This is a genomic window from Pseudomonas sp. CDFA 610 (genome assembly GCF_021147865.1).
In the GTDB taxonomy this organism is placed as follows: domain Bacteria; phylum Pseudomonadota; class Gammaproteobacteria; order Pseudomonadales; family Pseudomonadaceae; genus Aquipseudomonas; species Aquipseudomonas alliivorans.
In genome coordinates this window covers 264,999-287,225 of record NZ_JAGTPM010000005.1, presented here as the reverse complement: position 1 = coordinate 287,225, position 22,227 = coordinate 264,999, and the positions used below count along the sequence as shown (strand labels likewise).

Annotated in this window: 22 protein-coding genes; 12 read left to right on the top strand and 10 right to left on the bottom strand. The window is 60.3% G+C overall.

Going from position 1 to position 22,227, the window contains the following annotated elements:
- Window positions 1-81: 81 nt before the first annotated feature.
- Window positions 82-1,395: an NAD(P)/FAD-dependent oxidoreductase gene (locus tag KDX39_RS11355; RefSeq protein WP_231660439.1), complete on the top strand. Its 1,314-nt coding sequence runs from the start codon at window positions 82-84 to the stop codon at window positions 1,393-1,395.
- 6 nt (window positions 1,396-1,401) lie between these two features.
- Here KDX39_RS11355 and KDX39_RS11350 read toward each other — a convergent pair whose 3' ends face one another.
- Complete coding sequence (locus tag KDX39_RS11350) at window positions 1,402-1,653, bottom strand: DUF1127 domain-containing protein (RefSeq protein ID WP_231660533.1); 252 nt, start codon at window positions 1,651-1,653, stop codon at window positions 1,402-1,404.
- Window positions 1,654-2,086: 433 nt separating this feature from the next.
- Here KDX39_RS11350 and KDX39_RS11345 point away from each other — a divergent pair, with 433 nt between their 5' ends.
- Together KDX39_RS11345 and KDX39_RS11340 are read left to right on the top strand one after the other, a co-directional pair.
- Window positions 2,087-3,508 (top strand): aminotransferase-like domain-containing protein, encoded by a 1,422-nt coding sequence (locus tag KDX39_RS11345; RefSeq protein WP_231660438.1) that lies wholly within the window; start codon window positions 2,087-2,089, stop codon window positions 3,506-3,508.
- A 71-nt stretch (window positions 3,509-3,579) separates the two neighbouring features.
- Window positions 3,580-5,160, top strand: coding sequence for a phospholipase D family protein (locus KDX39_RS11340; protein WP_231660437.1), 1,581 nt, complete (start codon window positions 3,580-3,582; stop codon window positions 5,158-5,160).
- On the opposite strand, the gene KDX39_RS11335 is transcribed toward KDX39_RS11340, so the two are convergent.
- Together KDX39_RS11335 and KDX39_RS11330 are read right to left on the bottom strand one after the other, a co-directional pair.
- Window positions 5,157-6,302, bottom strand: a complete 1,146-nt coding sequence (locus tag KDX39_RS11335; RefSeq protein ID WP_231660436.1) for an MFS transporter — start codon at window positions 6,300-6,302, stop codon at window positions 5,157-5,159. The genes KDX39_RS11340 and KDX39_RS11335 overlap by 4 nt on opposite strands.
- A 171-nt stretch (window positions 6,303-6,473) precedes the next feature.
- Complete coding sequence (locus KDX39_RS11330; protein ID WP_231660435.1) at window positions 6,474-7,967, bottom strand: aldehyde dehydrogenase; 1,494 nt, start codon at window positions 7,965-7,967, stop codon at window positions 6,474-6,476.
- A gap of 238 nt (window positions 7,968-8,205) precedes the next feature.
- On the opposite strand from KDX39_RS11330, the gene KDX39_RS11325 reads away from it, so the two are divergent.
- Window positions 8,206-8,577, top strand: a complete 372-nt coding sequence (locus KDX39_RS11325) for a cupin domain-containing protein (protein WP_231660532.1) — start codon at window positions 8,206-8,208, stop codon at window positions 8,575-8,577.
- A gap of 73 nt (window positions 8,578-8,650) precedes the next feature.
- On the top strand, window positions 8,651-8,854 hold the full coding sequence (locus tag KDX39_RS11320) for a hypothetical protein (protein ID WP_099230876.1): 204 nt from the start codon (window positions 8,651-8,653) through the stop codon (window positions 8,852-8,854).
- Window positions 8,855-9,000: 146 nt separating this feature from the next.
- Here KDX39_RS11320 and rpmG read toward each other — a convergent pair whose 3' ends face one another.
- Both rpmG and rpmB read right to left on the bottom strand, forming a co-directional pair.
- Complete coding sequence (gene rpmG, locus KDX39_RS11315; RefSeq protein ID WP_004887154.1) at window positions 9,001-9,156, bottom strand: 50S ribosomal protein L33; 156 nt, start codon at window positions 9,154-9,156, stop codon at window positions 9,001-9,003.
- Window positions 9,157-9,167: 11 nt separating this feature from the next.
- Window positions 9,168-9,401, bottom strand: coding sequence for a 50S ribosomal protein L28 (gene rpmB, locus KDX39_RS11310; RefSeq protein WP_002551514.1), 234 nt, complete (start codon window positions 9,399-9,401; stop codon window positions 9,168-9,170).
- 363 nt (window positions 9,402-9,764) lie between these two features.
- On the opposite strand from rpmB, the gene KDX39_RS11305 reads away from it, so the two are divergent.
- Window positions 9,765-11,351 (top strand): ABC transporter substrate-binding protein, encoded by a 1,587-nt coding sequence (locus KDX39_RS11305; protein ID WP_231660434.1) that lies wholly within the window; start codon window positions 9,765-9,767, stop codon window positions 11,349-11,351.
- A 240-nt stretch (window positions 11,352-11,591) separates the two neighbouring features.
- Here KDX39_RS11305 and radC read toward each other — a convergent pair whose 3' ends face one another.
- A complete protein-coding gene (gene radC / locus KDX39_RS11300) occupies window positions 11,592-12,266 on the bottom strand; it encodes a RadC family protein (RefSeq protein WP_099230880.1) in 675 nt (224 codons plus the stop codon).
- A gap of 133 nt (window positions 12,267-12,399) precedes the next feature.
- Here radC and coaBC point away from each other — a divergent pair, with 133 nt between their 5' ends.
- From coaBC to argB, 4 genes are read left to right on the top strand one after another with little or no spacing between them, the layout of a single operon-like run.
- Window positions 12,400-13,608 carry a bifunctional phosphopantothenoylcysteine decarboxylase/phosphopantothenate--cysteine ligase CoaBC gene (gene coaBC / locus KDX39_RS11295; RefSeq protein ID WP_231660433.1) on the top strand — a complete coding sequence of 403 codons (1,209 nt, stop codon included), beginning with the start codon at window positions 12,400-12,402 and terminating at the stop codon, window positions 13,606-13,608.
- Between the two features lie 6 nt (window positions 13,609-13,614).
- Complete coding sequence (gene dut, locus KDX39_RS11290; RefSeq protein ID WP_231660432.1) at window positions 13,615-14,070, top strand: dUTP diphosphatase; 456 nt, start codon at window positions 13,615-13,617, stop codon at window positions 14,068-14,070.
- A 53-nt stretch (window positions 14,071-14,123) separates the two neighbouring features.
- Entirely contained in the window at window positions 14,124-16,709 is a 2,586-nt protein-coding gene (locus KDX39_RS26420) for a phosphomannomutase/phosphoglucomutase (RefSeq protein ID WP_331462076.1), read from the top strand.
- Window positions 16,710-16,737: 28 nt separating this feature from the next.
- Entirely contained in the window at window positions 16,738-17,643 is a 906-nt protein-coding gene (gene argB / locus KDX39_RS11280) for an acetylglutamate kinase (RefSeq protein ID WP_083185034.1), read from the top strand.
- A 69-nt stretch (window positions 17,644-17,712) separates the two neighbouring features.
- Here argB and KDX39_RS11275 read toward each other — a convergent pair whose 3' ends face one another.
- Together KDX39_RS11275 and pyrE are read right to left on the bottom strand one after the other, a co-directional pair.
- Window positions 17,713-18,294: a DUF4124 domain-containing protein gene (locus KDX39_RS11275; RefSeq protein ID WP_269439884.1), complete on the bottom strand. Its 582-nt coding sequence runs from the start codon at window positions 18,292-18,294 to the stop codon at window positions 17,713-17,715.
- 73 nt (window positions 18,295-18,367) lie between these two features.
- Entirely contained in the window at window positions 18,368-19,009 is a 642-nt protein-coding gene (gene pyrE / locus KDX39_RS11270) for an orotate phosphoribosyltransferase (RefSeq protein ID WP_099230886.1), read from the bottom strand.
- A gap of 81 nt (window positions 19,010-19,090) precedes the next feature.
- Here pyrE and KDX39_RS11265 point away from each other — a divergent pair, with 81 nt between their 5' ends.
- Window positions 19,091-19,870: an exodeoxyribonuclease III gene (locus tag KDX39_RS11265; protein ID WP_002551505.1), complete on the top strand. Its 780-nt coding sequence runs from the start codon at window positions 19,091-19,093 to the stop codon at window positions 19,868-19,870.
- A 69-nt stretch (window positions 19,871-19,939) separates the two neighbouring features.
- Here the strand turns inward: KDX39_RS11265 and KDX39_RS11260 are convergent, their stop codons facing one another.
- Together KDX39_RS11260 and rph are read right to left on the bottom strand one after the other, a co-directional pair.
- On the bottom strand, window positions 19,940-20,308 hold the full coding sequence (locus KDX39_RS11260; protein WP_231660430.1) for a DUF4870 domain-containing protein: 369 nt from the start codon (window positions 20,306-20,308) through the stop codon (window positions 19,940-19,942).
- A gap of 17 nt (window positions 20,309-20,325) precedes the next feature.
- Window positions 20,326-21,048, bottom strand: coding sequence for a ribonuclease PH (gene rph / locus KDX39_RS11255; protein WP_058416131.1), 723 nt, complete (start codon window positions 21,046-21,048; stop codon window positions 20,326-20,328).
- Window positions 21,049-21,354: 306 nt separating this feature from the next.
- Between rph and KDX39_RS11250 the strand changes: the two genes are divergently transcribed.
- Window positions 21,355-22,218, top strand: coding sequence for a YicC/YloC family endoribonuclease (locus KDX39_RS11250; protein ID WP_099230890.1), 864 nt, complete (start codon window positions 21,355-21,357; stop codon window positions 22,216-22,218).
- Window positions 22,219-22,227: the final 9 nt, after the last annotated feature.

Below are 22,227 nucleotides of genomic sequence, written 5' to 3'. Positions count from 1 at the left end.
AGGGATTTTGCCTCAGTTGGCAGGCTCATGACAGCAGCTTATCCTCATGAGACTTTCCAGCGCCGCCAACAGGACATGTCCATGAACGCCCGCGTTCAGCACCCGACCCATCAAGATTCGCACACCGCTTCGTACTACGCCGCCAGCAGCCATCCGCAGCCGGATCATCCAGCGTTGCAAGGCGAGGTGAAGGTCGATGTGTGCGTGGTCGGCGGCGGGTTCTCCGGGCTCAACACGGCCATCGAACTGGCCGAGCGCGGTTTGAGCGTGGCGCTGCTGGAAGCACGCAGAATCGGCTGGGGTGCCAGCGGGCGCAATGGCGGCCAGTTGATTCGCGGCGTCGGGCATGGCGTCGAGCAGTTCGCCAATGTCATCGGCAACGACGGCGTCCGCCAGCTCAAGCTGATGGGCATCGAGGCGGTCGAGATCGTGCGCCAGCGGGTTGAAAAGCATGGCATCGATTGCGCACTGAAGTGGGGTTATTGCGACCTGGCCAACAAGCCGCGTGACATGACTCATCTGGCCGAAGACGCGGAAGAACTGCGCAGCCTGGGTTATCGGCATGAGCTGAAACTGGTGCCGCCCGACCAGATGCGCAGCGTGGTGGGGTCGGATCGTTACGTGGGTGGCCTGATCGACATGGGTTCCGGGCATTTGCACCCCTTGAATCTGGCGTTGGGCGAAGCCGCTGTGGCGCAGTCGCTGGGCGTGCAACTGTTCGAACACTCCGAGGTGACGCGCATCGACTACGGCCCGCAAGTCAAGGTGCATACCGCGCAGGGCTCGGTGCTGGCGAAAACGCTGGTGCTGGGTTGCAACGCTTACTTGAAGGACCTCAACCCGGAGATCAGCGGCAAGGTACTGCCCGCGGGCAGCTACATCATTGCGACCGAACCCTTGAGCCCGTCGCAAGCCAGTGAACTGCTGCCGCAGGACATGGCAGTCTGCGACCAGCGCGTGACGGTGGATTACTACCGGCTTTCAGCCAACCGGCGCCTGCTGTTCGGCGGTGCCTGTCATTACTCGGGGCGCGACCCGCAAGACATCGCCGCTTACATGAGGCCCAAGATGCTGGATGTGTTCCCGCAACTGGCTGGCGTGAAGATCGATTATCAGTGGGGTGGCATGATCGGCATCGGCGCCAACCGCCTGCCGCAGATCGGGCGGCTCAAGGATCAACCAAACGCTTACTACGCCCAGGCTTATTCGGGTCACGGGCTCAATGCCACGCACCTGGCAGGCCGCCTGCTGGCAGAAGCCATCGCCGGACAGCACAGCGATGGTTTCGAACTGTTCGCGAAAATCCCGCACATGACCTTTCCCGGCGGTAAACATCTGCGCTCGCCGCTGCTGGCGCTCGGCATGCTCTGGCACCGCCTGAAAGAGTTGCGTTGACCCGCCCTACTCCCTCCAGAAAGACTTCATCGCCTCGACTCTGGCCTGCTGAAAATCGATGCCTATGTCACGAAGCTGTTCGTCCGTCAGTTCCAGCAATGCGCGGCGGGATGTCCAGCGATGTCGGTAAAGCGCCCAGCGGCTCATGCCTGTCGGCACGCAGGTCCGATTGCTCTGAATGGCCTTGAACACCACTGGCCGGCTCTCGTTCAGTTCCTGGCTGTGAAACGCTAATCGTACGTCGCTGAACCCGTTTATTTCCGGTTCCTCCATCGGGGTGGGTGTCCATGCTCAACACACGCCAGTCCCCACACAGATCGTTTCCGACGCTGCGCGCTCAACGTCATGTATACGTCGAAAAGACACGCAAAACGAGGCCAGAACGAAAGAGCCTGACTACATCGATACCCCGTGGAAGGCGGCTTGTCGCGATGTGTTTTGCGAAGCGATAAATCAGCGACTGAACTGACTCCATCGCCGGCAAGCCGCCTCCCACAAGGCGTTGGTTGCAGCAAGGCTGTGCAAGACGCTGAGTGGTGAGCGTGAATCCATGATGAAGCGGATTGCCAAACCATTACAGATTCAAAAACGACTTATATTTTCCATACAGAAGATTCAAAACAGCCGCTGAATGCTGTATTTTCGCGCCATCTGTATTGCTTCACTGCCAAATTCACTTTGAGAGTACGCCATGACGCTGTACGTCAACCTTGCCGAAATGCTCGGCTCGCGGATCGAAAAGGGCTTCTACCGCCCCGGCGACCGCCTGCCTTCGGTTCGCGCCCTCAGCGTTGAACATGGCGTCAGTCTCAGCACCGTACAACAGGCCTACCGGGTGCTGGAAGACAGCGGGCTGGCGACCCCGAAGCCCAAATCGGGCTACTTCGTTTCGGCCTCCCGCCAGGCTCCGGCGCTTCCGGTCGTAGGGCGTCCGGTGCAGCGGCCTGTGGATATCTCGCAGTGGGATCAGGTGTTGGACCTGATTCGGGTATCGCCCCGGGAGGCAGTCACCCAGCTGGGGCGCGGGATGCCGGATGTGTCCAGCCCGACCCTGAAACCGTTGATGCGTGCGCTGGGCCAATTGAGCCGTCATCAGGACATGCCCGGTCTGTATTACGACAACATCCATGGCGTGCATACACTTCGCGAACAGATCGCCCGCCTGCTGCTGGACTCCGGCTGCAACCTGACCGCCAATGACCTGATCATCACTTCCGGCTGCCACGAAGCACTGTCGGCGAGCATCCGTGCCGTCTGCTCGCCCGGCGATATCGTGGCGGTGGATTCACCGAGCTTTTTCGGCGCCATGCAGACCCTCAAGGGCCTGGGCATGAAGGCGCTGGAAATCCCCACCGACCCGTTGACCGGCATCAGCCTGGAGGCGCTGGAACTGGCGCTGGAGCAATGGCCGATCAAGGCCATCCAGTTGACGCCCAGTTGCAACAACCCACTGGGCTACGTGATGCCGGAAGAGCGCAAGCGAGCCCTGCTGATGCTGGCGCAGCGCTTCGACGTGGCGATCATCGAAGACGATGTGTACGGCGATCTGGCCTTCACCTATCCGCGTCCACGCACCATCAAGTCTTTCGACGAAGACGGTCGCGTGCTGCTGTGCAGTTCGTTTTCCAAGACCCTCGCGCCGGGCCTGCGCATCGGCTGGGTAGCGCCGGGCCGCTACCTTGAGCGGGTGCTGCACATGAAATACATCGGCACCGGCTCGACCGCACCGCAACCGCAACTGGCGATTGCCGACTTCATCGAAGGCGGGCATTACGAACCCCACCTGCGCCGCATGCGCACGCAGTACCAGCGCAGCCGCGACGTGATGATTGATTGGGTCATGCGCTATTTTCCGCAGGGCACCCGAGCCAGCCGTCCGCAGGGCAGCTTCATGCTGTGGGTGGAACTGGCCGAGGATTTCGACACCGTGCGCCTCAATCGCGCGCTGTTGAGCAAGGACGTGCAGATCGCCGTAGGCAGTATCTTTTCCGCATCGGGCAAGTACCGCAATTGCCTGCGCATGAACTACGCTGCCAAGCCGACACCGAAAATCGAGAGCGCAGTACGTATCGTTGGCGAGACCATCTCGCAGCTGATTGCGCAAAATGACTGACGTTGGCAAATTTTTTCCGCTTTTGCCGGTCTTATCGCCAAGTCGAGCCAAGCCTGGTTGTGGATATCAATTTGAAGAACTCATGGGCCTTGCCCTTTTCCCTGCTGGTTGCGCTGTGCGTCAGCGGCTGCGCACATCAAGCCCCGCTCGGTGAACCAAGCCAGGCCATTGCGTCTTCAGACTCAGCCTTTGGCCGGTCGATCCAGGCGATGGCGCAACCCCATGAAGGGCGCTCGGGCTTTCGCCTGTTGCCTGACAGCAGCGACGCCTTCAAGGCCCGCGCCGAGCTGATCCGCAATGCCAAGAGCAGCCTCGATCTGCAGTACTACATCGTCCATGATGGCCTGAGCACACGGGCACTGATCGATGAGCTGCTCAAGGCCGCCGACCGTGGCGTGCGCGTGCGCATCCTGCTGGACGACACCACCAGTGACGGACTGGATCAGGCCATCGCCACCCTCGCAGCCCATCCGAACATTCAGATTCGTCTGTTCAACCCGCAGAACCTGGGGCGCGAGACCGGCATCACCCGCAGCCTCGGCAGACTGATGAATCTGTCGCGCCAGCATCGACGCATGCACAACAAACTGTGGCTGGCGGACAACAGCGTGGCCATCGTCGGCGGGCGCAACCTGGGTGACGAGTATTTCGACGCCGAGCCCAATCTGAATTTCACTGACATCGACATGCTCAGCGTCGGGCCGGTCGCCGAACAGCTCGGACACAGCTTCGATCAGTACTGGAACAGCACGCTGAGCAAGCCGATCGATGACTTCATGTACTTCCTGCCAGACACCAAAGACCTGGCGGCGGCCAGAAAGCGACTTGCGACCTCGCTGGAACAGGCCCATCAACAACACAAGGCGTTGTATGAGCGTCTGATGGCCTACAAGACCGAACCGCGCATGAAGACCTGGCTCAACGAACTGGTCTGGGCCTGGAACCAGGCGCTGTGGGACGCGCCGACCAAGGTGCTGGCGCAGGGCGAGCCCGACCCGCATCTGCTGCTGACCACACAACTGGCCCCCGAACTGCTCAATACTCGCAAGGAACTGATGCTGATCTCGGCCTACTTCGTGCCGGGCCAGGAAGGTCTGCTGTACCTCACCGGCCGCGCCGATGCGGGCGTGGACGTCAGCCTGCTGACAAACTCGCTGGAAGCCACCGATGTGCCCGCCGTACACGGAGGGTATGCGCCCTATCGCAAGGCGCTGCTGGAACATGGCGTCAAGCTGTTCGAACTGCGCCGCCAGCCGGGCGATGTCGAAACCATGCGCGGCAGCGGCCCACACCTGTTCAGGAAAAGCCATTCGCTGGTCAGCTCTGAATCCAGTCTGCACAGCAAGGCGATGATTTTTGATCGCCGCAAAGTATTTGTCGGCTCGTTCAATTTCGACCCGCGCTCGGTGCTGTGGAACACTGAAGTCGGTGTACTGGTCGACAGCCCTGAACTGGCCGAAGAGCTGCGGGAGCTCACACTGCAGGGCATGGCGCCTTCACTCACTTACCAGGCAAAGCTGGAAGACGGCAAGGTGGTCTGGGTGACCGAGGACAACGGCGTCATCCACACACTGCACACTGAGCCGGGCGACTGGTGGCGACGCTTCAATGCCTGGATGAGCAAGGCGATCGGCCTGGAGCGGATGCTCTAGGCCTGTGCGGCGTTTACGCCAAACGCTTCGCGCCTCGTGGTCAGGACCAGCAGGCCAAAGGCTCCCGCCGCCATCAACAGCGGCAAGGCATCGATGCTGATCCACTGGCTGCCGGCGCCTGCGGCCAGAGGCCCGAGCAGACAGCCGATCCCCCAGAGCTGAGCGACATGCGCGTTGGCCCGTACCAGCGCATCGTCGCGATAGCGTTCGCCGATCAGAATCAATGACAGCGTGAACAGGCCTCCAGCGCTGGCACCGAACAGCACCCACAACGGCCAGATCACCACCGTATTGACCAGTAACGGAATGGCCAGACTGGACAGCATCAGCGCGCTCGCGCAGCCAGTGAACAGCGTGCGGCGCGAGATCCGGTCAGCCAGCAGGCCAATCGGCAATTGCAGCACCGCGTCGCCGACCACTACCGCACTGACCATCATCAATGCGATTTCAGGCGTGAAGCCATGCCGGATGCAGTAGATCGGCAGCAGCGTCAGGATCAGCGCCTCGAACGCTGCGAACAGCGCAACAGCGCCCGCGATAGCTGGCATGCCGCGGCAGAAACCGAGCAGGTCAGCAAAGGTCACGCTGGCTGACTCAGTCGAGGGTGCACCGGTTCGCCCCAGTAATAGCAGTGGGGAACACGTCATGAGCAGCACGCCGATCCAGAAGCCGTAGTCGGCCTCGGTGCCGATGACGCCCAGCAACAGCGGTCCTGCCAGCTGGCTCAGCGCGTAAGTACTGCCGTACAGCGCGACCAGTCTTCCGCGCAGGCGCTCGATCACCAACTGGTTGATCCAGCTTTCACCCAGCACGAAAACAATGGTCAGGATCATGCCTAGCATCAGGCGCAGGACCAGCCAGACCGGATAATAGGGCAGCAACGCCAGAGCCCCGACCGAAACCGCCCCGCTCCATAGACACAACCGCATCAGGTTGGCAGTCCCGAACCGCGATGCCAGCGCACTGGCCACGCCTGCTCCGACCAACACACCGACCGCAGGCATCGCCGCCATCACGCCAATGGCGAATGTGCCGTAACCCCAGTCTGCGAGCCTCAGCGAAACCAGCGGCATGCTGACGCCGATGGCCAGACCGACACTCAGGATCGAGGCCAGAACGGCAAAATAAGTACCCCAACGCATTTCCGTGTTCCTGCGGGTGAAGATTCAAAGCCAAAAGCTGATCGTGCCCATCGCCCCGCGTCATATTCGCGCGCGGACGCGGAGCGTCCTGAGCGGCGTTAGCACACAGGAATGGGAACGATCATGCGCCCCGCGCTGAAACGCAGGGGGCGCCTCAGGAGAGCAACCGCCTTACAGCTTGATCCAGGTGGCTTTCAGCTCGGTGTATTTGTCGAACGCATGCAGCGACTTGTCACGGCCGTTACCCGACTGCTTGAAGCCACCGAACGGTGCGGTCATGTCGCCACCGTCATACTGATTGATCCAGACACTACCGGCACGCAGGGCCTTGGCGGTCAGGTGCGCCTTGGAGATGTTGGAAGTCCAGACAGCAGCGGCAAGCCCGTACTGCGTGTCGTTGGCGATCTGGATGGCCTCTTCGGCAGTGTCGAAGGTCAACACCGACAGCACAGGCCCGAAGATTTCTTCCTGAGCGATTCTCATGGCGTTATTCACGCCATCGAAGATCGTCGGCTCCACATAAGTGCCGCCGGTTTCTTCCATGATGCGCTTGCCGCCCGCGACCAGTTTTGCGCCATCGGCATGACCGGCCTCGATGTAGGAGAGCACGGTGTCCATCTGCTGGGTATCGACCAGCGCACCGACATTGGTGGCGGGGTCCAGCGGGTTGCCCGGCTTCCAGCCCTTGAGCGCTTCGATGACCAGCGGCAGGAAGCGGTCCTTGACGGAGCGTTCGACCAGCAGACGCGATCCTGCCGTGCACACCTCGCCCTGATTGAAAGCAATCGCACTGGCGGCGGCGTGCGCAGCCGCTTCCAGATCAGGCGCATCGGCAAACACAATATTCGGGCTCTTGCCGCCCGCTTCCAGCCAGACACGCTTCATGTTCGATTCGCCGGAGTAGACCAGCAACTGCTTGGCGATCTTCGTCGAACCGGTAAACACCACGGTGTCCACGTCCATGTGCAGCGCCAGCGCCTTGCCAACGGTATGGCCGTAGCCCGGCAGCACGTTGAGCACACCTGCGGGAATGCCCGCTTCGATGGCCAGTTGCGCAATACGAATGGCCGTCAGTGGCGATTTTTCCGAAGGCTTGAGGACCACGGAGTTGCCGGTCGACAGCGCCGGACCGAGCTTCCAGCAAGCCATCATCAGCGGGAAGTTCCACGGCACGATGGCAGCGACTACACCGACCGGCTCGCGTGTGACGAGACCCAGTTGGTCATGAGGCGTCGCGGCGACCTCGTCATACAGTTTGTCGATGGCCTCGCCACTCCAGCTCAGCGCATTGGCGGCACCCGGAATATCGACGCCCAGCGAATCGCTGATCGGCTTGCCCATATCCAGCGTCTCAAGCAGCGCCAGCTCGTCGGCATTCTGCTTGAGCAGACCGGCGAAACGGATCATGGCCGCCTTGCGCCTGGACGGTGCCAGACGCGACCAGACGCCGGAGTTGAAGGTGCTGCGAGCACTGGCGATGGCACGTTCGGCATCGGCGGCATCGCAACTGGCGATGCTGGCAAGCACGCGACCATCCACCGGACTGATGCAGTCAAAGGTCTCGCCGGACGCAGCGTGCGTGTACTCACCCTGAATGAAGGCACGACCTTCGATCTTCAGGTTCTGGGCACGCTTTTCCCAGTCGGCGCGGGTCAGAGCGATCATGCGGATGTCCTCCTTGTTGAACAGGCGTGTGTCATGATTGATTAAAGACACATTTCGCAATTTCGGGGTGACCGCCACCCTAAACCAGCCGCCTGGTAAAACCAATATATTTGACACCCGTAACGCTAAACGCGCTTGTTTGTTGATTTTATTAAACGGCCACAACGCTCTAAAACGGGCACTATTGCCCGTCACGCCGCTCAAATCTCCATCATTTCAGCCTGAGGAACCCGCCATCATGAGCATCGAAAGCATTGTCGACTTCAGCGAAGCCAACACCGCCGCCGAGCACTACCGGCCAGCACCGGAAAAGGTGTTCAAAGGCGATCCGCAACAAACCGTCTACAACCACTACAACAGCCCCTGCGGGCAAATGAATGCTGGCGCCTGGCAGGGAGAGATCGGGCAATGGCAGGTCAATTACACAGAGCATGAGTACTGCGAGATCGTGCAGGGCGTGTCGGTGCTGCGCGACGATCAGGGCCGCGCCAAAACGCTGCGGGCCGGAGACCGGTTCGTCATCCCGGCAGGCTTCAAGGGCACGTGGGAAGTGCTGGAAGCCTGCCGCAAGATTTACGTGGTGTTCGAGGCCAAAGATATAAGCAAGTAACGCCAGACGCGTGGGTGATTGGACGACCCTAGGCACGTCCAATCCGGACATCATTCATAAGGGATTATGAAAAATGACCAACGAAGAAATCACCCAGGCCCTTCACTACCTGATCGGCAGCCGTTACGTCCCCACCGTCAAGGCCTATATTGGCGAACTGACCGGCCGAACCCGAATCGTCGGCCCGATGGATCGCAGCGACCGAATGCGCGATAACAACCGAATCCACATCACCGTCGACACGGCGGGCCTGATTTCGGACTTCAAATACTACTGATAAATGCCTGCCCGCGAACGCCCGGTGCCACTCACCGGGCGTTTGCGTTTTCAGGGCAGTGGCTGACTGCCTCTAGCAGAACCAACCGAATGACAGGCACAAAAAAGCCCGCCATAAGCGGGCTTTCTTGCAGGGGACAGAATCAATTACTTGATTTTGCCTTCCTTGTACATCACGTGCTTGCGTACAACCGGATCGAATTTTTTGATTTCGATTTTATCCGGGGTAGTACGTTTGTTCTTGTCGGTGGTGTAGAAATGGCCTGTACCAGCGCTCGACACCAAACGGATCAATTCACGCATGATTCTCTCCCTTAAATTTTGCCGTCGCGACGCAGTTCAGCGAGCACAACTTCAATGCCACGCTTGTCGATGATACGCATGCCTTTAGCAGATACGCGCAGACGAACAAAACGCTTCTCGCCTTCAACCCAGAAGCGGTGATGCTGCAGGTTTGGCAGGAAACGACGACGGGTTTTGTTGTTTGCGTGGGAAATGTTATTCCCGGTTACCGGACCCTTACCGGTAACTTGACAGACTCTCGACATGCCTCAGCCCTCTAAAACCACATGCCCAACCCGGCATGGGTTGGCCGCTTAATCTCTCAGTCATTTGGCGCCAGGCGCCGCGTTTCTTTAAGGGTCTTACCGGCTACACCTACAGTGAAGGAACCGGGCCCCTAGAAAAGAGCGCTGCTTTATACCAGAAAGCCTTGCGCGCAACAACAGGCAATGCACTCTACAGCAATCGGGCAGGCCTTGCGCGGCGCTTGAATCAAGCGATGCGGGGCGCGCTGGCAAAAGACCGCTCGTCGCTCCGTGGCGATTGTTCTGCGCCAGCACATGGTCTAGGGTTAGTCCCTCACCAGACTGCGCCGGCAGATGGGGCCCTTTCTGAACAGGAATTTCGCCATGCGCCTTGCTGCACTTCCCTTTTTGCTTGTCCCGCTGCTGCTCCCGATTGCCTCTCAGGCCGCGAGCCTTGCGGTCTGCACCGAAGCCAGCCCCGAGGGCTTCGACGTGGTGCAGTACAACTCGCTGACCACCACCAATGCTTCGGCCGACGTGCTGATGAACCGCCTTGTGGATTTCGATGCCAAAAGCGGCAAGCTGGTGCCTGGCCTGGCGGAGAGCTGGACCGTTTCCGAGGACGGCCTGACCTACACCTTCAAGCTGCGCCCGGGTGTGAAGTTCCACACCACTGATTACTTCAAACCCACCCGTGAACTGACGGCCGACGATGTTCTGTTCAGCTTCCAACGTATGCTCGATCCGCAAAACCCGTGGCACAAGGTCGCCCAGAGCGGCTTCCCGCACGCGCAGTCCATGCAGTTGCCTGCACTGATCAAGACCCTCGATGCGCCTGACATCCACACGGTGAAATTCACCCTCAACCGTGCCGATTCGACCTTCCTCGCCACGCTGAGCATGGGCTTCGCCTCGATCTATTCGGCCGAATACACCGCGCAACTGCTGAAGGCGGGCACGCCAGAGAAACTGAACAGCCAGCCCATCGGCACGGGACCGTTCGTGTTCAAACGCTTCCAGAAAGACGCCGTGGTACGTTATGAGGCGTTCGACGATTACTTTGCAGGCAAGTCCGGCATCGACACGCTGGTGTACGCCATCACCCCGGACGCCAACGTGCGCCTGCAGAAGATCCGCCAGAACGAATGCCAGATCGCCCTTTCGCCCAAGCCCCTCGATATTCAGGCCGCCAGCAAGGACGCTTCGTTGAAGGTTGAAAAGACCGAGGCGTTCATGACCGCGTTTGTGGCGATCAACAGTCAGCATCCACCGTTCGACAAACCGGAAGTCCGTCAGGCGGTTAACCTGGCCTTCGACAAGGCCAGCTACCTGAAGGCTGTGTTCGAGGGCACCGCCGAAACCGCCATTGGGCCTTATCCGCCCAACACCTGGAGCTTCGCCAGGGACCTGCCCGGTTATCCTCATGACGTCGCCAAAGCCAAGGCGCTGTTGGCCAAGGCCGGTTTGAAAGATGGCTTCAAGACCACACTCTGGACACGTCCGTCCGGGAGTCTGCTGAACCCGAACCCGAGCCTGGGCGCACAAATGCTTCAGGCCGATCTGAAGCAGATCGGCATTGATGCAGAAATCAGGGTCATCGAGTGGGGCGAGCTGATTCGCCGCGCCAAGGCGGGTGAGCACGATCTGCTGTTCATGGGCTGGGCGGGCGACAATGGCGACCCGGATAACTTCCTGACGCCTCAGTTCTCCTGCGCGGCCGTGCAGTCGGGCACCAACTTCGCCCGCTACTGCGACAAGACGCTGGACAAACTGATCAGCGACGGCAAGTCCATCAGCGATCAGGCCGCACGCAGCAAGCTCTACCACCAGGCACAGACGCAGATCCAGCAACAGGCCCTGTGGATCCCCCTCGCCCACCCGACCGCCGCCGCACTGGTGCGCAAGGACGTGACGGGCTATCAGGTCAGCCCGTTCGGCCGGCAGGACTTCTACAAGGTGCAGGTGAAGTAAGGCTCTCAAGCTAATCGTTTGATCGTGCCCATGCTCTGCGTGGGCCACGCTCAACGCGGCATGAACGCCGTTTCCGGCGGGAGTCGGCTTGCCGGCGCTGCGGTTTCTGCAGCGCCATATCCGGGACTGCGCTCAAGCTATCGCCGGCAAGCCGCCTCCCACAACGGTGTGAACAATTGCCCGTTGGCGCAACGTCAAAGACCGGCATAAACCCGCACGGCACGGGAACGAACGTGTTCGCTACATCAACCCCCGCTCCACCATCGACAGCGGCTCGCCATCACCCACAATCACGTGGTCGAGCACCTGAACATCCACCAGCAACAAGGCTTCCTTGAGACGCCTTGTCAGGTCGATGTCGGACCGACTGGGGTCGGTAATGCCCGAAGGGTGGTTGTGGCACAGGATCAGACTGGCGGCGTTGTGGGCCATGGCGCGCTTCACCACCTGCCGCGGGTGCACGTACGCCGAGTTGATCGTGCCGCGAAACAGCACTTCGAAGGTCATGACCCGATGCTTGTTATCCAGAAACAGGCAGCCAAACACTTCATGCGGCTCATGGCGCAGCAACGCCTTCAGGTAACTGCGAACCTGAAGAGGACTTTCCAGCACCGAATCACGACGCAACGATTCGGCCATGTGCCGACGCGCCATTTCCATGACCGCCTGTAACTGAGCGAACTTTGCAGGTCCCAGCCCCAGTTGCCCGGTGAATTCGTCCAGACTTGCATCCAGTAACGGTCTCAGTCCGCCAAACTGATTCAACAAATGACGGGCCAGGTCTACAGCGCTTTTTCCGGCCACTCCCGTGCGCAGAAAGATCGCCAGCAACTCGGCGTCTGACAGGCTGCCTGCCCCCAGTTCCAGCAAACGTTCCCGTGGGCGTTCGGCCGTGGGCCAACTGCGAATACTCATAGCACTTCCCTGTGGTTGAGCACCTGTTCCGGTGCGGTCGCTGTGCTATCTTAGCCCATCTTTTTTACGCGACGATCTGGCCTGGGGAGGTGTCCTGGCCGTCGCGTCAACACTTGACCAAAAAGGCAGGCCTATGCAGCGGCTGTATCGAAAACGCATCGTTCTGGGCGTCGGCGGCGGCATTGCCGCGTACAAGAGCGCCGAACTGGTTCGCCGGTTGCGCGACCAGGGTGCGGAAGTCCGGGTCGTCATGACCCGGGGCGGGGCCGAGTTCATAACACCCCTGACCATGCAGGCCCTTTCCGGCCACCCCGTACACCTGGACCTTCTGGACCCTGCCGCTGAAGCGGCGATGGGGCATATCGAACTGGCCAAATGGGCAGACCTGATCCTCATCGCCCCGGCGACAGCCGACCTGATCGCACGGTTGGCACAGGGCATCGCCAACGACCTGCTGACCACCATCGTGCTTGCGACGGATGCCACCGTGGCCATCGCCCCTGCGATGAACCAGGCCATGTGGCGCGATGCGTCGGTGCAGGCCAATACCCGCTTGCTGGAAGACCGTGATTTCCGTGTATTCGGCCCGGCCTCAGGCAGCCAGGCCTGCGGCGACGTGGGCTTCGGGCGCATGCTTGAACCCAACGATCTGGCGCAGTGCGCGGCCGATTGCTTTCAGCGCCTGAGCCTGACCGGCAAGCATGTGGTGATCACCGCAGGCCCGACTCAGGAAAACATCGATCCGGTGCGCTACATCACCAACCACAGCTCCGGCAAAATGGGGTTCGCCCTCGCCGAAGCGGCTGTGGAAGCGGGCGCGCGCGTCACGCTGATCACCGGCCCCGTGAACCTGCCGACACCGGATCGCGTCTCGCGCATCGACGTAGTGAGCGCCCGCGACATGCTGGCAGCCTGCGAAGCGGCGATTCCTTGCGACCTGTTCATCGCCTCGGCTGCGGTTGCGGATTACCGCCCGGAAGTCATCGCGCCTCACAAACTCAAGAAAGATCCCACGAACGGTGACGGCCTGTTGCTGCAGATGGTCCGCAACCCGGACATTCTGGCCACTATCGCCACCCGCCCGGATCGCCCGTTCAGTGTCGGTTTTGCCGCCGAGACCGAGCATCTTCTCGACTATGCTGCACGCAAGCTCAAGGGCAAGAACCTCGACCTGATCGTCGCCAATGACGTGGCCAACCCCAGCATTGGCTTCAACAGTGAAGAGAACGCCTGCAGCGTGATCGACCGAGCGTTGCACGCAACGCTTTTCGCCCAGACCAGCAAGGCCAAGATTGCCCGCCAGCTGATCACTTTTATCGCCGACCGCATGAATCAGGTTTAACTACGAATGCACGCTCTACAAGCCAAGATCCTCGACCCTCGCATTGGCAACGAATTTCCGCTTCCGGCCTACGCCACTGTCGGCTCCGCCGGCCTGGACCTGCGCGCCATGCTCAAGAAGGACACCGTCCTCGAACCGGGCCAGACCTTGCTGATCCCCACCGGCCTGTCGATCTACATTGGCGATCCCGGCCTTGCCGCGATGATCCTGCCGCGCTCGGGCCTTGGCCACAAACACGGCATTGTGCTGGGCAACCTGGTGGGTCTGATCGACTCCGATTATCAGGGCGAACTGATGGTGTCCTGCTGGAACCGTGGCCAGACTGCATTCACCATTTCGATTGGCGAGCGTATTGCGCAACTGGTGCTGGTGCCTGTGGTACAGGCGCACTTCGAACTGGTTGAAGAGTTCGATGAAAGCCAGCGTGGCGCAGGCGGTTTCGGGCACTCCGGCAGCCACTGATCGCCCGCTGAAACATCGCACCGGCTCAAGGGATGAAGCGTGGGGAGAGGTCGTTGAAAGACACTCAGAATAATCCGTCAAAACAACCCGTATCGGCCGCCTACCCACTGCCCGCCGCGAGCATGCAGTCGCTTTCCCCAGGCCTGATTCCCGCTGCTGCGGGGCTGGTTATCGCGCTGGTCGTCGCATGGCTGGGCGTCTCGAACAGTCCGCAGGAGCAAGACCGTGTCACCCAGGCCTGGGGCAGTAGTCAGGCGCAGGCGGTCAACCTGGCCCTCCGGCAGATCAGCGCCGACACCCAGGCGGCTGCCTCTGGTCCGCTTCTGGTACAGGCCCTGCAAGGCAACGACGCCGCTGCGTTGATCGCGGCGCAGGATCACCTGACGCGCTGGGATGGTCTGGCTGGCGCGCGCCTCAATCCCAAGGGTCTCGCCGACGTAGACCCTGGCGGCCCGTTGCCTGTGACCTATGCCACACTCGACATGCTGAACAAGGCAGCGCGAGGTGAAACGGTTGCTCCCGAGGCACGCAAGACCGGCGAGCGCTGGCTGATCTACAGCGCAGCACCTGTGCGCTCCGCCCCTGGCCAGCCAGTCAGTGGAACCTTGCTGCTGGCCTTCGATCCGCAACGCCTGATCAACGCGCTGCCGACCATTGAAGAGGGTGCCGGGCGGGTCGTGCTGAGCCAGCAGTTTGGCAACGGGCCGGCACAGATTTTCCTTGAGCGAGGTCAGGCAGACGGCGGCAAACCGCAGACTTTCGACACTGGGTATCCAGGCTGGAAGGTTGAATTCACACCGGGTCCCGCTTCAAAAGGTTCGTCCCCGATTCTGTTTCTGTTACTGGCTGCAATCATTGCCGCAGCAGGCGTAATACTTGGGATGTATAGAAACGAGAGGGCTTTGCAGCGCCTCATTTGCGATGACGCTCGTCAGTTGGATCAGTTGCTTCAAGAACTCTCGAGCGGAAAAGCCGTCAAACCGTTCGGTTTGAGCCTCCCGGCCCTTGGCGGTCTGGCTCAGGCTCTGGCTCGTGTTTCGCTTCGTGGCCAACCCCAGGCATCACACGCTCTGGTCACGAACAGGGAAACCGGCGCACACATGACGACAGGCAGCGAGTCGCCCCCCGTCGCTGCTCCCGGCACCGATTGGACGGACCCGCTGTTTCAAGATACCGATATTCTCGATATCGACCTTCTCGACGAAAACCAGGACTTCCTGAGATCGGAGCATCCCATCGCTATGAACAGCCCAGCATCCGTGGCACCCAAACTCCCTGATACCATTTTCCGCGCCTATGACATCCGTGGCGTGGTCGGGGACACCCTCAGCGCTGAGACCGCCTACTGGATCGGCCGCGCCATTGGCTCCGAGAGCCTGGCGCAGAACGAACCCAACGTCAGCGTTGGCCGCGATGGCCGCCTTTCCGGCCCCGAGCTGGTTGAACAACTGATTCAGGGCCTGCACGACAGCGGCTGCCACGTCAGCGATGTAGGCCTGGTGCCGACGCCTGCGCTGTATTACGCAGCCAACGTGCTGGCAGGCAAGACCGGCGTCATGCTGACAGGCAGCCACAACCCGAAGGATTACAACGGCTTCAAGATCGTGATCGCTGGCGACACGCTGGCCAACGAACAGATCCAGGCGCTGCACGAGCGCATCAAGACCAACAACCTGACGTCGCAGAAAGGCAGTATCACCAGGGTCAACATCCTCGATCGCTACTTCAAGCAGATCAAGGACGACATCGTCATGGCTCGCAAGCTCAAGGTCGTGGTCGATTGCGGTAATGGCGCAGCAGGCGTCATCGCTCCGCAACTGATCGAAGCGCTGGGCTGTGAAGTGATTTCCCTGTTCGCCGAAGTCGACGGCAACTTCCCGAATCACCACCCGGATCCGGGCAAGCTGGAAAACCTTCAGGACCTGATTGCCAAGGTCAACGAGACCGGCGCCGATCTGGGTCTGGCCTTTGACGGCGACGGCGACCGTGTCGGCGTCGTGACCAACAAGGGCAACGTGGTTTATCCGGATCGCCTGCTGATGCTGTTCGCGCTGGATGTGCTGAAGCGCAATCCGGGTGCCGACATCATTTTCGACGTCAAATGCACACGCCGCCTGACGCCGCTGATCAGCGAACACGGTGGCCGTCCGGTCATGTGGAAAACCGGTCACTCGCTGATCAAGAAGGAAATGAAGAAAAGCGGTGCCCTGCTCGCTGGTGAAATGAGCGGCCATATCTTCTTCAAGGAGCGCTGGTTCGGTTTCGACGACGGCATCTACAGCGCCGCACGCCTGCTGGAAATCCTCAGCCAGGAGTCGACCTCTGCCGAAGACCTGTTCGAGACCTTCCCGAACGACATTTCGACGCCCGAGATCAACATCAAGGTGACGGACGTCACGAAGTTCAGCATCATCGAAGCCCTTGAAAAAGACGCCCAGTGGGGCGACGCCAAACTGACCAGTATCGACGGAGTCCGCGTAGACTATCCGAAAGGCTGGGGCCTGGTTCGCGCGTCCAACACGACGCCTGTTCTGGTGCTGCGCTTCGAAGCCGAAACAGAGGCCGAGTTGCAGCGCATCAAGGATGTGTTCCACGCCGAGCTCAAGAAAGTTGCGCCGGACCTCGATCTTCCTTTTTGATTGCTTTCCCTTTTGACTGGAGCCCTGAATGACCCTCGAACGTGATGCCGCCTCTAATGTAGCCAAGGTCCTTTCCGAAGCGCTGCCTTACATTCGCCGCTTTGTCGGCAAGACGCTGGTTATCAAGTACGGCGGCAACGCCATGGAAAGCGAAGAGCTGAAAACCGGCTTCGCTCGCGACATCGTGTTGATGAAAGCAGTGGGCATCAACCCGGTGGTCGTCCATGGCGGGGGGCCTCAGATCGGTGATCTGCTTAAGCGCCTGTCGATCGAAAGCCACTTCATCGATGGCATGCGCGTCACCGACGCCCAGACCATGGACGTTGTGGAAATGGTGCTGGGTGGCCAGGTCAACAAGGACATCGTCAACCTGATCAACCGTCATGGCGGCAGCGCCATCGGCCTGACCGGTAAAGACGCGGAGCTGATTCGTGCGAAGAAGCTGACCGTCACGCGCCAGACGCCGGAAATGACCAAGCCTGAAATCATCGACATCGGCCATGTGGGCGAAGTGGTCGGCATCAATACCGACCTGCTCAACATGCTGGTCAAAGGTGATTTCATCCCGGTCATCGCGCCTATCGGCGTGGGCGCGGATGGTGAGTCCTACAACATCAACGCCGACCTGGTCGCAGGCAAGGTTGCCGAGGCCCTCAAGGCCGAGAAGCTGATGCTGCTGACCAATATTGCCGGCCTGATGGACAAACAGGGCCAGGTCCTGACCGGCCTGACCACCGAGCAAGTGAATACCTTGATTGCCGACGGCACGATCTACGGCGGCATGCTGCCAAAGATCAAATGTGCGCTGGAAGCCGTGCAAGGTGGCGTGACCACTTCACACATCATCGACGGGCGCGTTCCGAACGCCGTGCTGCTGGAAATCTTCACAGACACAGGCGTAGGCACGCTGATCAGTAACCGCAAGCGCTACTGATCACATCGCCTCAGCGACAAAAAGGCCCCGCCAGCAGACACTGACGGGGCCTTTGTTTTTCCATTCACCTCAGCGGGTCAGTTGCTGTACACGCACCCTGTCGGCTGCAAAGTCCGCCTCGGCCTTGGCGCGTGAGGCCTGATAGCCTGCAATGTCGGCCTGCAGCTTTTGCTGTTGGCTGCGCAGGTCATCCAATTGCTCGATGATCGATTGCGGAACCGGACGCCCTGCCCGCTCCTGATCGGCAGCCTGCCCTTGAAGGCTGCGCTGTTGCGTGGCGAGCCCCTGAACGTTGCCCTGAGCGACGTCGATCAGCGTATCCAGCTCGGCCAGCTTGCGGGTTTTTACCCGGTCCACTTCTTCGACGCTGCCGTACAGGCTGAGGAGTTTTGCATCGGCCTCGGCCTGAACCCTGGCGACTTCGGCCTGACGAATCTGCTCGGTAGTGGGCGCTGGCGGGATCACCTGCACCACACGACCCCGGGCATTGAGTACTTCATAGCCATTGGCGACGTATTCGGCCGGCACACCCAGGCGGTCGATGACCGTGACACCGCGACTGTCGATGTACCGGTATAGCCGCACCTCGGGAGACTCGGCAGCCTGCACGAAGGCGGACGCAAGCACAGTGAGCCACAGCCACAGCGTCAATGTGCCCGATTCGCGTACAAGCCTCTGCAAAGCGCCTGACGGGCATTGCCTGTGCGCCCGCCGGAACGGCATATCAGATACCGTACTGCGAGCGGTAAGCCTCTACAGCAGGCAGGTGTTGCTTGAGCTGAGGATCATCCGCCAGAAATTCCAGCACCTGATTCAACGAAACGATGCTCACGACTGGAATGCCGAAGTCGCGCTCGACTTCCTGAATCGCCGACAACTCACCATTGCCACGCTCCTGACGGTTCAATGCGATCAGAACACCCGCAGCCCTGGCTTCCTGGGCACTGATGATCTGCATCACTTCACGAATGGCAGTGCCGGCCGTGATCACGTCGTCGATAATCAACACATCACCGGTCAGTGGTGCGCCGACCAGACTGCCGCCTTCGCCGTGCGCCTTGGCCTCCTTGCGGTTGAAACACCAGGGCAGATCACGGTCATGATGCTCGGCCAGTGCGACAGCCGTAGCGGCCGCCAGCGGAATGCCCTTGTAGGCCGGCCCGAACAGGACATCAAAGGAAATGCCGCTTTCGACTACCGCTGCCGCGTAGAAGCGTCCGAGCTGCGCAAGGGCCGATCCACTGTTGAACAGGCCGGCATTGAAGAAGTAGGGGCTGGTGCGTCCAGACTTGAGCGTGAACTCACCGAAGCGCAGCACGCCGCGATCTATGGCAAAACGAATGAAATCGCGTTGATACGCCTGCATAAAAAAAGCCTCGAAAGCACGGATTTAGCTAATTGGGTAGAGCTCGGGTATCATACACGCACGTGATTTTTGGGGCCATTTATGCGGATCATCAGTGTGAACGTAAATGGCATTCAGGCTGCGGTCGAGCGCGGGTTGCTCAGCTGGCTGCAAGCTCAGAATGCCGACGTCATCTGCTTACAGGACACCCGCGCCTCCACCTTTGAACTGGATGATCCAGCTTTTCAGCTGGATGGTTACTTCCTCTATGCCTGCGAAGCCGAAGTCCCCGCTCAGGGTGGCGTGGCGCTTTATTCGCGGTTGCAACCGAAGGCGGTGATCAGCGGCCTCGGCTTCGAGACAGCCGACCGCTACGGGCGTTACCTGCAAGCCGATTTCGACAAAGTCAGTATTGCAACCCTGCTCTTCCCTTCCGGGATGAACGGGGATGAAGACCTGAATCAGAAATTCAAGCTCATGGACGACTTCGGCAAGTACATGGACAAGCAGCGCCGCAAGCGTCGCGAATACATTTACTGCGGTTCGCTCTATGTGGCGCAGCAGAAGCTCGACATCAAGAACTGGCGCGACAGCCAGCAATCTCCTGGCTTCCTGGCGCCGGAACGCGCCTGGATGGACGAGATCGTTGGCACCATGGGCTATGTCGATGCCCTGCGCGAAGTCAGTCGTGAAGGCGATCAGTACAGCTGGTGGCCGGACAACGAGCAGGCCGAGATGCTGAATCTGGGCTGGCGTTTCGACTACCAGATCCTGACGCCTGGTCTGCGCCGCTTCGTGCGTAGCGCCCGTCTGCCCCGCCAGCCGCGCTTCTCGCAACACGCGCCGCTGATCGTGGACTACGACTGGACCCTGACGATCTGATTGCCACGCGACACCCGAACACGAAAAAGCCGACTTGATGTCGGCTTTTTGTGCTGCTTGCGATTGTGGTTACTTCAGCAGCCGCCAAGTGAACGGGTAGCGGTAATCCACCCCTTCGTTGGCCTTCACGCCAGCAATGATCGTCAGCACCAGAGCGCCGAGCCCCACCAGCATGAACAACGCAAAGCCGATGACCACGAGCATCAGAAGGATGCTGACCGTGGCTGCAATCGCAACCGTGATCTGAAAATTCAGCGCTTCCCTGCCCTGCGCATCGATAAACGGATCACTGTCCTTCTTCATCTGCCAGAGAATCAATGGTCCCAGCAGATTGCCGAACGGAAACACAACCCCCAGGAATGCAGACAAGTGACAGAGCATCGCCCACTGACGGGCGCTTTGAGCCGGTTTCTGCAACGGATGCTGGCTGTCACTCATGGCATGCTCCAGGACTATCAGTCGGCCAGTGCGGCGCGCTGCAATTCGAACAATTCGGTCATACCCTTCTGCGCCAGCGCCAGCATTGCGTTCAGCTCTTCAGGCTGGAACGGCGCGCCTTCGGCAGTGCCCTGCACTTCGATGAAACCACCTGCGCTGGTCATGACCACGTTCAGGTCGGTCTCGGCAGCGGAGTCTTCCAGATAGTCCAGATCAAGCACTGGCTCGCCCTGATACATGCCGACCGACACCGCAGCAATCATCTGCTTGAGTGGATCGCCGCCTTTCAGACCGCCACGCTTCTTGATCATTTTCAAGGCGTCGGCGAGCGCAACCATCGCGCCGGTGATGGACGCGGTACGTGTGCCGCCGTCCGCCTGAATGACATCGCAATCGACGTACAGAGTGACATCGCCCAGCTTGGACATGTCCAGCGCAGCACGCAGCGAACGACCGATCAGGCGCTGGATTTCCAGGGTACGACCGCCCTGCTTGCCGCGGCTGGCTTCACGCTGGTTACGCTCGCCAGTGGCACGTGGCAGCATGCCATATTCAGCCGTCAACCAGCCCTGGCCCTGACCTTTCAGGAAGCGCGGCACGCCATTCTCGACGCTGACGGTGCAGATCACCTTGGTGTCACCGAACTCGACCAGCACAGAACCCTCGGCGTGTTTGGTGTAGTTGCGGGTGATGCGGATCGAGCGGAGCTGATCGGCGGCGCGACCACTTGGACGTTTCATCTGGGATACCTGTACTGAGACGGAAAACTGCCGAGCATTATAGAGGCCATCGTCCGGACAGGGCATCTCTTAAAGTCGCCGCCGACCGACCGCCAAGACTGAAAGGCTCTGAAACGGGGCTTTGAGCCATTATCCGTGCAGGCAAAAAAAGTCTTGCACGGTTTGTCACACTGCCGGATTGGGAGCCTGCGCCGCACTGCGCTACAATCCTGCGCCTTTGCAGCCTGTCCGCTTTCACGACATCCACGGCAGCCGCTCAACGCATGTGCGGACTCGACCGCCCGGACTGAATCAAGAGGTATTCCCATGGTGCACAGCATGACTGCCTTCGCCCGAGTAGAACGGGCCGGTGCCCAGGGCACACTGAGCTGGGAACTGCGCTCGGTCAATCATCGCTACCTTGAACCGCATCTGCGCCTGCCCGAGTCATTCCGGGACCTGGAAGGCGGGATTCGCGAAGCGCTGCGTCAGGGGCTGTCGCGTGGCAAGATCGAATGCACATTACGCTTTGTCGAAGAAACTGCAGGCAAGCCCCTGCAGGTGGATCGCGAGCGCGCCAGCCAGTTGATCGCCGCAGCGGAATCCGTTGCCGGCCTGATCAAGCAGCCCGCCCCGCTCAATCCACTCGAAGTGCTGGCCTGGCCTGGTGTTCTGGTGGCCGACGCCAACGACCCGCAGGCGCTCAACAACGAAGCACTGACGCTGTTCAACGAAGCACTCACCGAATTGAAGAACGGCCGCGGCCGCGAAGGCGCTGATCTGGCGAAACTGCTCGACGAACGACTGACCTCCATCACTGAAGAAGTCGTCACCCTGCGCACGCTCGTGCCGCAGATGCTCGCTACCCAGCGTCAGAAAGTTCTGGATCGCTTCGCGGACATGAAGGCCGAGCTGGATCCGCAGCGCCTGGAACAGGAAATGGTCCTGCTGGCGCAGAAAAGCGACGTCGCCGAAGAACTGGATCGTCTGAGCACTCACGTCACCGAAGTACGCCGCGTACTCAAGACCGGCGGCCAGGCGGGTCGCCGCCTGGACTTCCTGATGCAGGAACTGAATCGCGAAGCCAACACACTGGGCTCCAAAGCCTTCGACCCACGCAGCACGCAAGCGGCCGTCAACCTGAAAGTGTTGATCGAGCAGATGCGTGAACAAGTGCAGAATATTGAGTAAGGCTGAACC

Excerpts from the sequence above, each read along its gene's own strand:
- rph (WP_058416131.1), bottom strand. The coding sequence starts at position 21,048 with ATGAAACGTCCAAGTGGTCGCGCCGCCGATCAGCTCCGCTCGATCCGC.
- rpmB (WP_002551514.1), bottom strand. The coding sequence starts at position 9,401 with ATGTCGAGAGTCTGTCAAGTTACCGGTAAGGGTCCGGTAACCGGGAAT.
- KDX39_RS11260 (WP_231660430.1), bottom strand. The coding sequence starts at position 20,308 with ATGAGTGACAGCCAGCATCCGTTGCAGAAACCGGCTCAAAGCGCCCGT.
- KDX39_RS11265 (WP_002551505.1), top strand. The coding sequence starts at position 19,091 with ATGCGGATCATCAGTGTGAACGTAAATGGCATTCAGGCTGCGGTCGAG.
- argB (WP_083185034.1), top strand. The coding sequence starts at position 16,738 with ATGACCCTCGAACGTGATGCCGCCTCTAATGTAGCCAAGGTCCTTTCC.
- pyrE (WP_099230886.1), bottom strand. The coding sequence starts at position 19,009 with ATGCAGGCGTATCAACGCGATTTCATTCGTTTTGCCATAGATCGCGGC.
- KDX39_RS11325 (WP_231660532.1), top strand. The coding sequence starts at position 8,206 with ATGAGCATCGAAAGCATTGTCGACTTCAGCGAAGCCAACACCGCCGCC.
- coaBC (WP_231660433.1), top strand. The coding sequence starts at position 12,400 with ATGCAGCGGCTGTATCGAAAACGCATCGTTCTGGGCGTCGGCGGCGGC.
- KDX39_RS11250 (WP_099230890.1), top strand. The coding sequence starts at position 21,355 with ATGGTGCACAGCATGACTGCCTTCGCCCGAGTAGAACGGGCCGGTGCC.
- KDX39_RS11320 (WP_099230876.1), top strand. The coding sequence starts at position 8,651 with ATGACCAACGAAGAAATCACCCAGGCCCTTCACTACCTGATCGGCAGC.
- dut (WP_231660432.1), top strand. The coding sequence starts at position 13,615 with ATGCACGCTCTACAAGCCAAGATCCTCGACCCTCGCATTGGCAACGAA.
- KDX39_RS11305 (WP_231660434.1), top strand. The coding sequence starts at position 9,765 with ATGCGCCTTGCTGCACTTCCCTTTTTGCTTGTCCCGCTGCTGCTCCCG.
- radC (WP_099230880.1), bottom strand. The coding sequence starts at position 12,266 with ATGAGTATTCGCAGTTGGCCCACGGCCGAACGCCCACGGGAACGTTTG.
- rpmG (WP_004887154.1), bottom strand. The coding sequence starts at position 9,156 with ATGCGTGAATTGATCCGTTTGGTGTCGAGCGCTGGTACAGGCCATTTC.
- KDX39_RS11335 (WP_231660436.1), bottom strand. The coding sequence starts at position 6,302 with ATGCGTTGGGGTACTTATTTTGCCGTTCTGGCCTCGATCCTGAGTGTC.
- KDX39_RS11355 (WP_231660439.1), top strand. The coding sequence starts at position 82 with ATGAACGCCCGCGTTCAGCACCCGACCCATCAAGATTCGCACACCGCT.
- KDX39_RS11345 (WP_231660438.1), top strand. The coding sequence starts at position 2,087 with ATGACGCTGTACGTCAACCTTGCCGAAATGCTCGGCTCGCGGATCGAA.
- KDX39_RS11330 (WP_231660435.1), bottom strand. The coding sequence starts at position 7,967 with ATGATCGCTCTGACCCGCGCCGACTGGGAAAAGCGTGCCCAGAACCTG.